This is a genomic window from Escherichia sp. KS167_9B, assembly GCF_030295215.1.
In the GTDB taxonomy this organism is placed as follows: Bacteria; Pseudomonadota; Gammaproteobacteria; order Enterobacterales; family Enterobacteriaceae; genus Escherichia; species Escherichia coli_F.
In genome coordinates, this window is sequence record NZ_AP025754.1 from 381098 (window position 1) to 394430 (window position 13333).

The 13333-nt window shown below is 47.3% G+C and carries 8 protein-coding genes and 1 pseudogene; 6 read left to right on the forward strand and 3 right to left on the reverse strand.

Annotated elements, in window-relative coordinates; translation table 11 throughout:
• Positions 1–471: 471 nt before the first annotated feature.
• Complete coding sequence (gene fdeC, locus QUE34_RS01935; RefSeq protein WP_032302495.1) at positions 472–4725, forward strand: inverse autotransporter adhesin FdeC; 4254 nt, start codon at positions 472–474, stop codon at positions 4723–4725.
• 120 nt (positions 4726–4845) lie between these two features.
• Here fdeC and QUE34_RS01940 read toward each other — a convergent pair whose 3' ends face one another.
• Complete coding sequence (locus QUE34_RS01940) at positions 4846–5703, reverse strand: helix-turn-helix domain-containing protein (protein WP_032183341.1); 858 nt, start codon at positions 5701–5703, stop codon at positions 4846–4848.
• 247 nt (positions 5704–5950) lie between these two features.
• On the opposite strand from QUE34_RS01940, the gene QUE34_RS01945 reads away from it, so the two are divergent.
• Positions 5951–6820, forward strand: coding sequence for an aldo/keto reductase (locus QUE34_RS01945; RefSeq protein ID WP_032302496.1), 870 nt, complete (start codon positions 5951–5953; stop codon positions 6818–6820).
• 60 nt (positions 6821–6880) lie between these two features.
• Here QUE34_RS01945 and rclA read toward each other — a convergent pair whose 3' ends face one another.
• Positions 6881–8206 (reverse strand): reactive chlorine resistance oxidoreductase RclA, encoded by a 1326-nt coding sequence (gene rclA, locus QUE34_RS01950; RefSeq protein ID WP_032302497.1) that lies wholly within the window; start codon positions 8204–8206, stop codon positions 6881–6883.
• Positions 8207–8431: 225 nt separating this feature from the next.
• On the opposite strand from rclA, the gene rclR reads away from it, so the two are divergent.
• The 4 genes from rclR (at position 8432) to QUE34_RS01970 (ending at position 12649) form a co-directional block, all read left to right on the forward strand.
• The gene (gene rclR / locus QUE34_RS01955) at positions 8432–9286 is read left to right on the forward strand and encodes a reactive chlorine-specific transcriptional regulator RclR (RefSeq protein ID WP_032183347.1); all 855 of its coding nucleotides are present in this window, start codon (positions 8432–8434) and stop codon (positions 9284–9286) included.
• Positions 9287–9803: 517 nt separating this feature from the next.
• Positions 9804–10523 (forward strand): (Fe-S)-binding protein, encoded by a 720-nt coding sequence (locus QUE34_RS01960; RefSeq protein WP_001102126.1) that lies wholly within the window; start codon positions 9804–9806, stop codon positions 10521–10523.
• Positions 10524–10533: 10 nt separating this feature from the next.
• On the forward strand, positions 10534–11961 hold the full coding sequence (locus QUE34_RS01965; protein ID WP_000023919.1) for a LutB/LldF family L-lactate oxidation iron-sulfur protein: 1428 nt from the start codon (positions 10534–10536) through the stop codon (positions 11959–11961).
• Positions 11954–12649 (forward strand): LutC/YkgG family protein, encoded by a 696-nt coding sequence (locus tag QUE34_RS01970; protein WP_032183351.1) that lies wholly within the window; start codon positions 11954–11956, stop codon positions 12647–12649. The genes QUE34_RS01965 and QUE34_RS01970 overlap by 8 nt, the downstream gene beginning before the upstream one ends.
• A gap of 318 nt (positions 12650–12967) precedes the next feature.
• On the opposite strand, the pseudogene QUE34_RS01975 reads toward QUE34_RS01970, so the two are convergent.
• Positions 12968–13222 (reverse strand): annotated as a pseudogene (locus QUE34_RS01975) (hypothetical protein); the annotation flags it as partial.
• Between the last annotated feature and the right edge of the window lie 111 nt (positions 13223–13333).

The following is a 13333-nucleotide window of genomic DNA, read 5'->3' on the forward strand; positions in this document are numbered from 1 at the left end:
TCATAAATCTGTTTGAGGGTTGAGATTAGTCGTGCAAGTTCGATATCCCCGGAATTTACAGTCCGACGAAGGAAAATGAATATCCATAAAAAATATATCGGTTTATCCTGGGGTATATACCTACTTCGACGTATTTCCAATCGTGGTAAATTAAAAGCAGGTCATTATTATTCACTCTGAATAATGAATTATTCACTGTCCGCAGAGTAAGAAATATAACATAGGTATCTATTTAATGACTTGCACAAAAAGCTAAATTTTCACCCATAAATAAAAATATAATCCCGCGCCCAACCACCTGATGAGTGGCTACAGGCACTGGATATATTAGGTGGCGGTGTACTTTCTTACATAAAGGTATTTCCTTTTCTGCGGAAAAGGAAACCGGGAAATCCCGGTTTTTCTGACAAGCAGACGCCATTATTTGTGTCTGCCTATGTTCGTTAATTCGTTCATCAGGAAATTATCTCAATGTCACGTTATAAAACAGGTCATAAACAACCACGATTTCGTTATTCAGTTCTGGCCCGCTGCGTGGCGTGGGCAAATATCTCTGTTCAGGTTCTTTTCCCACTCGCAGTCACTTTTACCCCAGTAATGGCGGCACATGCGCAGCATGCGGTTCAGCCACGATTGAGCATGGAAAATACTACGGTAACTGCTGATAATAACGTGGAGAAAAATGTCGCGTCGCTTGCCGCGAATGCCGGGACATTTTTAAGCAGTCAGCCAGATAGCGATGCGACACGTAATTTTATTACCGGAATGGCCACCGCTAAAGCTAACCAGGAAATACAGGAGTGGCTCGGGAAATATGGTACAGCGCGCGTCAAACTGAATGTCGATAAAGATTTCTCGCTGAAGGATTCTTCGCTGGAAATGCTTTATCCGATTTATGACACGCCGACAAATATGTTGTTCACTCAGGGGGCAATACATCGTACCGACGATCGTACTCAGTCAAATATTGGTTTTGGCTGGCGTCATTTTTCAGGAAATGACTGGATGGCGGGGGTGAATACTTTTATCGATCATGATTTATCCCGTAGTCATACCCGCATTGGTGTTGGTGCGGAATACTGGCGTGATTATTTGAAACTGAGCGCCAATGGTTATATCCGGGCTTCTGGCTGGAAAAAATCACCGGATGTTGAGGATTATCAGGAACGCCCGGCGAATGGCTGGGATATTCGTGCTGAGGGCTATTTACCTGCCTGGCCGCAGCTTGGCGCAAGCCTGATGTATGAGCAGTATTATGGCGATGAAGTCGGGCTGTTTGGTAAAGATAAACGCCAGAAAGACCCGCATGCTATTTCTGCCGAGGTAACCTATACACCAGTGCCTCTTCTGACACTGAGCGCCGGGCATAAGCAGGGCAAGAGTGGTGAGAATGACACTCGCTTTGGCCTGGAAGTTAACTACCGAATTGGCGAACCTCTGGAAAAACAACTCGATACAGACAGCATTCGCGAGCGTCGAATGCTGGCAGGCAGCCGCTATGACCTGGTTGAGCGTAATAACAATATCATTCTTGAGTACCGCAAATCAGAAGTGATCCGTATTGCTCTGCCTGAGCGTATTGAAGGCAAGGGCGGGCAGACTGTTTCCCTGGGGCTGGTGGTCAGCAAAGCGACTCACGGTCTGAAAAATGTGCAGTGGGAAGCACCATCATTACTGGCTGAAGGTGGCAAAATTACCGGGCAGGGGAGTCAGTGGCAAGTAACGCTCCCGGCTTACCGTCCAGGCAAAGACAATTATTATGCGATTTCAGCAGTTGCCTACGATAACAAAGGCAATGCCTCGAAACGTGTGCAGACAGAAGTGGTTATTACCGGAGCTGGTATGAGCGCCGATCGCACTGCGTTAACGCTTGACGGTCAGAGCCGTATTCAAATGCTTGCTAACGGTAATGAGCAAAAGCCGCTGGTGCTGTCTCTGCGCGACGCAGAGGGCCAGCCAGTCACGGGCATGAAAGATCAGATCAAGACTGAACTATCCTTCAAACCGGCTGGAAATATTGTGACTCGTACCCTGAAGGCCACTAAATCACAGGCAAAACCCACACTGGGTGAGTTCACCGAAACTGAAGCAGGGGTGTACCAGTCTGTCTTTACGACCGGAACGCAGTCAGGTGAGGCAACGATTACTGTTAGCGTTGATGGCATGAGCAAAACCGTCACTGCAGAACTGCGGGCCACGATGATGGATGTGGCAAACTCCACCCTGAGCGCTAACGAGCCGTCAGGTGACGTGGTTGCTGATGGTCAGCAAGCCTACACGCTGACGCTGACTGCGGTGGACTCCGAGGGTAATCCGGTGACGGGAGAAGCCAGCCGCCTGCGACTTGTTCCGCAAGACACTAATGGTGTTACCGTTGGTGCCATTTCGGAAATAAAACCAGGGGTTTACAGCGCCACGGTTTCTTCGACCCGTGCCGGAAACGTTGTTGTGCGTGCCTTCAGCGAGCAGTATCAGCTGGGTACATTACAACAAACGCTGAAGTTCGTTGCTGGGCCGCTTGATGCAGCACATTCGTCCATCACCCTGAATCCTGATAAACCGGTGGTCGGCGGTACGCTTACGGCAATCTGGACGGCAAAAGATGCCAATGACAACCCTGTAACAGGCCTCAATCCGGATGCACCGTCATTATCGGGCGCAGCAGCTGCTGGTTCTACGGCATCTGGCTGGACAAATAATGGTGATGGGACGTGGACTGCGCAGATTACTCTCGGCTCTACGGCGGGTGAATTAGAAGTTATGCCGAAGCTAAATGGACAGGATGCGGCAGAGAATGCGGCTAAAGTGACCGTGGTGGCTGATGCGTTATCTTCAGGCCAGTCGACAGTGTCTGTAGCCGCAGATCGCGTAAAAGCAGGCGAAAGCACAACCGTGACGCTGGTGGCGAAAGATGCGCATGGCAACGCTATCAGTGGTCTTTCGTTGTCGGCAAGTTTGACGGGGACCGCCTCTGAAGGGGCGACCGTTTCCAGTTGGACCGAAAAAGGTGACGGTTCCTATGTTGCTACGTTGACCACAGGCGGAAAGACGGGCGAGCTTCGTGTCATGCCGCTCTTCAACGGCCAGCCAGCAGCCACCGAAGCCGCGCAGTTGACGGTCATCGCCGGGGAGATGTCATCAGCGAACTCTACGCTTGTTGCGGACAATAAGACTCCAACGGTTAAAACGACGACGGAACTCACCTTCACCGTGAAGGATGCGTACGGGAACCCGGTCACCGGGCTGAAGCCAGATGCACCCGTGTTTAGCGGTGCCGCCAGCACGGGATCAGAGCGACCTTCAGCAGGAAGCTGGACAGAGCAAAGTAATGGGGTCTACGTGGCGACCTTAACGCTGGGATCGGCTGCAGGTCAGTTGTCTGTCATGCCACGCGTGAACGGCCAAAATGCCGTTGCTCAGCCACTGGTGCTGAATGTTGCAGGTGACGCTTCTCAGGCTGAGATTCGTGATATGACGGTGAAGGTTGATAACCAGCTGGCAAATGGACAGTCTGCTAACCAGGTAACCCTGACCGTCGTGGACAGCTATGGTAACCCGTTGCAGGGGCAAGAAGTTACGCTGACTTTACCGCAGGGTGTGACTAGCAAGACGGGGAATACAGTAACAACCAATGCGGCAGGTAAAGCGGATATTGAGTTGATATCAACCGTTGCAGGGGAACTTGAAATCGCGGCCGCGGTGAAAAACTCTCAGAAGACGGTCACGGTGAAATTCAACGCGGATGCCAGCACCGGTCAGGCAAACCTGCAGGTAGACACCGCCGTTCAAAAAGTGGCAAACGGCAAAGATGCCTTTACGCTGACGGCGACCGTTGAGGATAAAAACGGTAACCCTGTTCCAGGAACTCTGGTGACATTTAATCTGCCCCGGGGTGTCAAGCCGCTTACTGGCGATAATGTCTGGGTGAAAGCCAACGATGAGGGGAAAGCAGAGTTGCAGGTGGTTTCAGTGACTGCCGGAACGTATGAGATCACGGCATCGGCAGGGAATAGCCAGCCTTCGAATACGCAGACTATAACGTTTGTAGCCGATAAGGCTACCGCAACCGTCTCCAGTATTGAGGTGATTGGCAACTATGCACTGGCGGACGGCAAAGCCAAACAAACGTATAAAGTTACGGTGACTGATGCCAATAAGAATTTGGTGAAAGATAGCGAAGTGACGCTGACCGCCAGCCCGGCTTCGTTAAACCTGGAACCGAATGGCACTACGACAACGAATGAGCAAGGGCAGGCTATTTTCACCGCCACCACTACTGTTGCGGCGACATATACACTCACGGCGCAAGTGAGTCAGAACAACGGTCAGGTATCAACGAAAACCGCCGAAGCTAAATTCGTCGCGGATGATAAAAACGCGCAGCTCACCGCATCATCTAATGTGCCTTCGCTGGTGGCGGATGGGAAATCGACTGCGAAGCTGGAGGTGACCCTGATGTCGGCAAATAACCCCGTTGGCGGGAATATGTGGGTCGACATTCAGACGCCGGAAGGGGTGACGGAGAAGGATTATCAGTTCCTGCCGTCGAAAAATGACCATTTCGTGAGCGGAAAAATCACGCGTACATTTAGTACCAGCAAGCCTGGTGTCTATACGTTCACATTTAACGCCCTGACCTATGGCGGGTACGAAATGAAGCCAGTGACGGTGACCATTACCGCGGTGGAGGCCAATACGGCAACGGGCGAGGAGGCGATGAAATAATATTAAGAGTATGAAAGTAACATTCTAATAAACAATAATGGCGTTGACATCTTCAACGCCATTATTTATTGAATTGCCTGACAGTAGTCTTGTTATAAATTCATTTAGACATAGCGATAACTAAACCGGACGAACAGGGATAAATATTTCGCAAACAACATCATTGCTATCCTTTTCTACGAAATCTTCATTGTAATAAAATCGCTCAATATCACTGCCGTTCACTCTGGCTAACCCCCTGGCAGGTAATTCCATCAGATAGAGGTTTCGCGCCCATTCAGGGTAGTGCTCCCACTCACCTTCATAGCGGAAAGAGGCATACAGTCCTCGGTTAATTGTCCACTCTTTCGACATCTCTGAATCGGTTTGTTTGCATACCGTACCGGCAAAAGTTTCAACTGTGAGCAAATCGACCGATTTTGTTGACGGTTCGAACGTGGAGACGAAATAGATATCCGTCTTAAAATTCTTCATACATCTGGCTAAATGATGACGTCGCAGTTTGACTTCTTCATCCGGTGATTTATTCGACACTTCAATATCATATTTAAATGAATTGCCAAAAATAGGCGTCTCAGGAAAGTTGACTAATCTACACTCCGTCTTTTGCTGTTGACGTATTAAAAAAGAAGGGAAGATATTTGCGAGATCCCAATAATCACGGTGGCGGTATTCACGGGGAGAGCAGCCGAATAACTTTTTAAATTCGCGGCTGAATGACTGCTGTGAATCAAAATGCAAAGAGAGTGCAATATCAAGCATAGATTTCGCGGTGAGCCGGACAAGAATGGCGGCGCGACAAAGCCTTCGTTTGCGAATGTATTCTCCCAAAGGTACATGCATGAAATTTCGGAACAGAAGCTGGATGTTGCGTCTGCTGTAGCCAGATTTCTGTGCGATATCTTCGATTGAAATAGGGTGCTCAAGATTGCACTCAATCCACTCCAGGAGCTGCTGTAGAATCTTCTGCCTGATCATCACATTCTCCGTTAATTCTTTGTCATATCGCACATTTTCGTTATGTCCTGGGCCCTAAGTGTATCAAAAACAGCAAGTCCCAAGGCAAAAGCACTGATAGCGTCTGCTTCATTGCCCCAAAAATAGAGAGGTTTCAGTCCTACATTATTAATGAATTTTTTGCATAAGTGATATCAAAATCCACATACTAATTTGAGGTTACGTTTTAACGTAGACTCATTGTTCATACCTAATGGAGGGACTGACAGTGGAATTTTCCGTATTAAGTAACAATCTGAAAATGCCGATGATGGGATTTGGTGTTTTTCAGGTTACCGATAAAGACGTGTGCAAACAGTCAGTGTTGAATGCTATCCGCACGGGTTATCGACTCATCGACACTGCAGCGGTATACGGTAATGAAGATGCCGTCGGTGAAGCCGTTCGTGAAGCCATATCTGAAGGTTTATGTACCCGAGAAGAGTTATTTATAACGTCTAAATTGTGGGTGCAGGATATGTTGAATCAGGATATTGCAGCAGCAGGTATTGAAGAATCATTAAAAAAATCGGGACTGGAATACTTCGATCTCTTTTTATTGCACCAGGCCATGCGCGATTATTTCAGTGCGTGGCGTGCACTCGAAGATGCCTATGAAGAGGGCAAATTAAAAGCGATTGGGGTTTCCAATTTCTACCCTCATGTTCTGGCGAACTTTTGTGAAACGGTAAGAGTTAAACCGATGGTCAACCAGGTCGAGTTGCATCCCTATTTTGCCCAACCAGAGGCGCTGGCAACCATGAAGTATTATAACGTGCAGCCTGAAGCATGGGCTCCGTTAGGTGGTGGACGACATAAACCCTTTGAAAATAATCTGCTTCAGAGTATTGCAGATGCCCATCAAAAATCGATTTCTCAAGTCATTCTGCGTTGGAATATTCAACGGGGAGTGGTCGTTATTCCGAAATCGACACATCAACAGCGTATCGAAGAAAATTTTGCTATCTGGGATTTCTCACTGACAGAGAAAGAAATGGCACAAATTAGTTCGCTTGATTTGGGTTATGTTGGGGAGTCAGTAAAACATTTTAATCCTGAGTTTGTTCGTGGTTGTCTTGCTGTAAAAATACATGATTGATATTAATCACTTATTTTCTCTGAGACGCCAGAATATTTGTCCTGGCGTCTGATTTTGAGTTTATTTGACTAATGAAAATAGATCATTGAGTGATTCGCTCATCGACGGATGAGTAAATATCTGATCGCGTAATATGCTATAAGGCAGCCCGGCATCCATCACCATTTTCACTATATTAATCATCTCGTGGGAGTCAACACACAGCAGTGATGCCCCTAATATACGTTGGGTTTTATTATCAACAATCGCTTTTAATACCCCACGGGTATCGTTCATCACTCTGGCGCGCGGAATTGCAGCTACAGGCAATGTCACCACCTGAATATCAGCACCACTCTCTCTGGCTTGTTCTTCTGTCATACCAACCCTGGACAGGGGTGGTGTCATAAATACGGAATAAGGCACATTTTTCCGATCATCAGTACTACGTTTGCCTTCTCCCAGCAACTCATCACGCACAATGCGGTAATCATCCAGTGAAATGTAAGTAAATTGCAGCCCGCCGGTAACATCTCCCATCGCCCAAATATTGTCTGCGGTGGTATGTAATTGCTTGTCAACGACAATTGCCCCGCGCTCGTTTACTGCGATACCTGCATTTTCTGGATGTAACGAAGCGGTAGCCGGTTGACGACCGGAAGCTATTAACAGTGCATCCACCGCCAGTTGGGCGTGCTCGCTATGCACTTGCACTTGATTTTCATGGTGACTGATTCGCTCCACATGGGCATTGAGGATTATATCGACGCCCTGATCGCGTAAAATCGTCGCGATATTATCAGCAATATCCCGATCTTCCCGAGGCAAAAACAGCGAAGCTGCCTCTAAAATGGTTACTTTGCTGCCAAAATTAGCGAACATAGAGGCGAACTCAACGCCAATATATCCGCCGCCCAAAATACCTAAATGCCCAGGCAATTCTTTTAGATTAAGTAATCCGGTGCTGTCATATACACCAGGCGTGGTGGTAATTCCAGGAATTGGCGGAACCACGGTTTGTGCACCGGTATTAATAAAAATTTTCTCGCCATGAATCTCCAGATTTCCCTCAGGCCGATGAACACGCAGGCTATGATTATTGATAAACTCCGCCTGGCCGTCGATCACGTCGATATTGGGCATATCCGCAAGATTATGAAAATTCTTATTACGTAAAAAATTAACCACTTCATCTTTACGCTGTATGGCACGGACAAGGTCTGTGTGCTGCTGTGCGTCATGAACCAATGTTTTGGTTGGGATACAGCCGATATTAATACAGGTCCCGCCATACATTGCATTTGATTGTTCGATGAGAGCCACACGCCAACCTGCTTTTGCCAGCGTGACGGCTAATGTTTTTCCAGCCTTGCCAAAACCAATAATAACTGCCTGATATTTATTCATGATGATTTCCTGTCGAAACGCGTTCATTTGACATCATGACTATAGACGCAAAAGAGCAAATAACATTTCTTCACAACGCTTGATATTTTGTCTTATCGTCTGGTATTTTCTTTTTCTTAATCAGAATCACAAAACAAAAATCATGATTAACTATTTGATGGTATTAGATTAATTATTGACTAAGATTGTTGGTGTTTGTAATCAAAAACCACTCAGGAGTCTGATATGGATGCCCTTAGCCGTTTGTTGATGCTTAACGCTCCACAAGGAACGATCGATAAGAATTGCGTGTTAGGAAGTGACTGGCAGCTTCCACATGGTGCCGGGGAATTATCGGTTATTCGTTGGCATGCGTTAACGCAAGGAGCGGCGAAGCTGGAAATGCCGACGGGGGAGATTTTTACATTACGCCCGGGAAATGTGGTCCTGCTACCACAAAATTCAGCTCATCGCCTGAGTCATGTCGATAATGAATCGACCTGTATTGTCTGTGGCACTCTTCGACTGCAACATTCGGCGCGTTATTTTTTAACGTCTTTGCCGGAAACGCTGTTTTTAGCACCGGTTAACCACAGCGTGGAATATAACTGGCTGAGGGAGGCGATCCCGTTTTTACAACAGGAGTCCAGATCGGCAATGCCGGGAGTGGATGCACTGTGTAGCCAGATCTGCGCTACATTCTTTACCCTCGCGGTGCGTGAGTGGATTGCACAGGTTAATACTGAGAAAAACATTCTCAGTTTGCTTCTGCATCCACGTCTTGGTGCGGTAATACAGCAAATGCTGGAAATGCCAGGACACGCCTGGACCGTCGAATCGCTGGCCAGCATCGCCCACATGTCCCGGGCAAGTTTTGCCCAGCTTTTCCGTGATGTTTCCGGAACCACGCCGCTGGCTGTATTAACAAAGTTGCGTCTACAAATAGCGGCCCAGATGTTTTCCCGGGAAACGTTCCCTGTTGTGGTGATCGCTGAGTCAGTAGGCTATGCCAGTGAATCATCTTTTCACAAGGCGTTTGTCCGCGAGTTTGGTTGTACCCCGGGAGAATATCGGGAAAGAGTCAGACAGCTTGCACCCTGAATAAAACCGCCAGGAATCGGAGCAAAGATAATCAGCATTCCGGGTGTTGTGAGCCTTTCAACTATTTCTATTTTCAACTGTGTTTTATATGTTTTTTTGAAGAATGCTGGCCCAGTATGTAAATAAAAACGCAAACTAAATTGCTTTAATTAAATAAAATGCCGACTATTACTTGATACCTGATTATTGCCGGTGATTTTGTTAGTACACCATCATTGTATATCTCAACAACCCCTGAATAAGTAGCTCTGAATAGGTATAAGGGATGTGGCCTTTTTAAATGAATTTCTTATGCCAAAAATGATCGTCGATTTCCCTATAAAATGTGAGCGATGCCGAAAGAAATAAAATTAGTTATTGCATTTGAAGTTTGGATGAAAGATTATCATTTGTCATACAAATGAGGGGTGGTATGTTGCTAGCCAATTAAAAAAGAACGCCATATTTATTGATGATTGATCCCCTGGTGGGGGGAACCATCGGGCATAAATGGGCATGAAGTAATGGAGTATTAGTTGTGAATGTCAATTTCTTTGTCACCTGTATTGGTGACGCCCTGAAATCAAGAATGGCACGAGACTCCGTGCTGCTACTGGAAAAACTCGGCTGTCGCGTAAATTTCCCGGAGAAACAGGGATGCTGCGGTCAGCCTGCGATCAATAGTGGTTATATCAAAGAAGCGATTCCAGGGATGAAAAATCTGATCGCCGCACTGGAGGATAACGACGATCCCATTATTTCACCGGCTGGCTCCTGTACCTATGCCGTAAAAAGTTACCCAACGTATCTGGCGGATGAGCCTGAATGGGCATCACGTGCCGAAAAGGTTGCCGCGCGTATGCAGGATCTCACCTCTTTTATTGTTAATACATTAGGGGTAGTCGATGTAGGTGCCAGTTTGCAAGGGAGAGCGGTGTATCACCCATCTTGTAGCCTGGCCCGTAAGCTGGGGGTGAAGGACGAGCCACTTACGCTGCTGAAAAATGTGCGTGGACTGGAGCTGTTGACCTTTGCTGAACAGGATACCTGCTGCGGATTTGGCGGCACGTTCTCGGTCAAAATGGCCGAAATATCCGGCGAGATGGTGAAAGAAAAGGTTGTGCACCTGATGGAAGTCCGCCCTGAGTATTTAATTGGTGCTGACGTGAGTTGCCTGCTGAACATCAGTGGACGATTACAACGGGAAGGGCAGAAAGTCAAAGTGATGCATATTGCTGAAGTGCTGATGAGCCGCTGAGGATATAAAGATGTCGATCAAAACCAGTAATACAGATTTTAAGACACGCATCCGTCAGCAAATTGAAGATCCGATCATGCGCAAAGCGGTGGCAAACGCGCAGCAGCGTATTGGGGCAAATCGGCAAAAAATGGTCGATGAATTGGGGCACTGGGAGGAGTGGCGCGATCGGGCCGCCCAGATACGTGATCATGTTCTGAGTAATCTCGACGCTTATCTGTACCAGCTCTCTGAAAAAGTGACGCAAAACGGCGGTCACGTCTATTTTGCAAAAACTAAAGAAGACGCCACCCGCTACATTTTACAGGTCGCCCAACGCAAAAATGCCCGGAAGGTGGTGAAATCTAAATCGATGGTGACCGAAGAGATTGGTGTCAATCATGTGTTGCAGGATGCAGGCATTCAGGTGATTGAAACCGATCTGGGTGAATACATTCTCCAGCTGGATCAAGATCCGCCCTCTCATGTTGTGGTCCCGGCAATTCATAAAGATCGCCATCAGATCCGTCGAGTGCTACACGAACGTCTGGGCTATGAGGGGCCGGAAACGCCTGAAGCGATGACCTTATTCATTCGGCAAAAAATCCGCGAAGATTTCCTCAGTGCTGAAATAGGTATTACCGGCTGTAATTTCGCGGTGGCAGAGACCGGTTCGGTATGCCTGGTGACCAATGAAGGTAATGCGCGAATGTGTACCACGCTGCCTAAAACGCATATTGCAGTGATGGGAATGGAGCGTATTGCCCCCACGTTTGCCGAGGTAGATGTATTGATCACCATGCTGGCGCGCAGTGCCGTTGGTGCACGTTTGACGGGATACAACACCTGGCTGACAGGACCGCGCGAAGCGGGGCACGTTGATGGTCCTGAAGAGTTTCATCTGGTTATTGTCGATAACGGGCGTTCTGAGGTGCTGGCTTCTGAATTTCGGGATGTGCTGCGCTGTATTCGCTGCGGGGCTTGTATGAATACTTGTCCGGCATATCGCCATATTGGCGGTCATGGATATGGCTCTATTTATCCAGGGCCAATTGGTGCGGTGATTTCCCCGTTACTTGGCGGCTATAAAGATTTTAAAGATTTACCCTACGCCTGCTCTTTATGCACCGCTTGTGACAGCGTGTGTCCGGTGCGTATTCCGCTGTCAAAACTGATTTTGCGTCATCGTCGGGTGATGGCTGAAAAAGGGATCACCGCAAAAGCAGAGCAACGGGCGATAAAAATGTTCGCTTATGCCAATAGTCATCCAGGATTGTGGAAAGTCGGGATGATGGCTGGTGCTCATGCGGCAAGCTGGTTTATCAATGGCGGCAAAACACCACTCAAATTTGGCGCGATTAGCGACTGGATGGAAGCACGCGATCTTCCTGAAGCTGACGGAGAGAGTTTCCGTAGTTGGTTTAAGAAACATCAGGCGCAGGAGAAAAAGAATGGATAATCGGAGCGAATTTTTGAATAACGTTGCTCAGGCACTGGGTCGCCCGCAGCGACTTGAACCGCAAGCAGAAGATGCGCCGCTTAACAACTATGCTAACGAGCGGCTTACCGAACTTAACCAACAGCAGCGCTGTGACGCGTTTATCCAGTTTGCCAGCGATGTTATGTTGACGCGCTGTGAACTGACCAGCGAGGCGCAGGCCGCAGAAGCTGCAATATGTCTGTGTAAAGAGCTGGGAGAGCAGTCGGTCGTGATTAGCGGTGACACGAGGCTGGAGGAATTGGGGATTAGCGAACGTTTGCAGCAGGAATGCAATGCCGTTGTTTGGGATCCGGCGAAAGGTATTGAGAACATATCACAAGCAGAGCAGGCTAAAGTGGGCGTCGTATATGCTGAATATGGTTTAACCGAATCGGGTGGCGTGGTTCTTTTTTCCGCCGCCGGGCGCGGGCGTTCATTGAGCTTGCTCCCGGAATCTTCTCTTTTTATCCTGCGTAAAAGCACAATCCTGCCGCGTGTAGCGCAACTCGCAGAAAAATTGCATCAGAAAGCGCAGGCCGGTGAACGAATGCCGTCATGTATTAACATCATCAGTGGTCCTAGTTCAACGGCGGACATTGAGCTTATCAAAGTCGTCGGGGTTCATGGTCCGGTGAAAGCGGTGTATCTGATTATTGAGGATTGCTGAGAGAGATATGAAGTCTGGACATAAACCTGAAGGCGGTATACGAGGTTGTGAATAGCGTTAAGGACAACCTGACTTAACCCCGTTCCGTCATGGTTATGCTGCTCTTCTGTAAATATCCTGACATTAATAATGCCAGGATATTTACAGTGAAAAAGACAGGAATCCATTCCTGAAGACGGGCTCCCTTCCCGGTCATTGTCACTTCAGCTTTATACAGGCACTCTCTATCAGAATGCTGTTTATTACTGCCCAGAGTTTTGTTGGTATTCATCTACCATTTTTTTGACAAGGCAATTTTTAGCATTAGTACTGGTCTAAAAAACTCGTAATTCGCTGAATAACATCTTCAGTAATTGTGGTCTGACAGGCAAAGTTATTATTGCTATCACAGCTTACAAGTATGCCTGATGTTGTGTGGTTTATTTTTAGGCTGTAACTCAGCTTTATATTGTCTTTATTGATGTACAGAAATAATAGCACCATTGTCATACAAACAGCTATAATAAACAGAATAACACGAATCTTTTTCTTCAGATAAAATAAAATTTCAATCAGATCGATATCCTGTTTGATTTGTCACTCATAATATATCCAGAAAATGAAATCTGTCGCAGATAAGCTTGAATTAATAGTCTGTATCAGGAATATTCTGGTAAAAACATCAGCAAAAAACCAGCATCATGA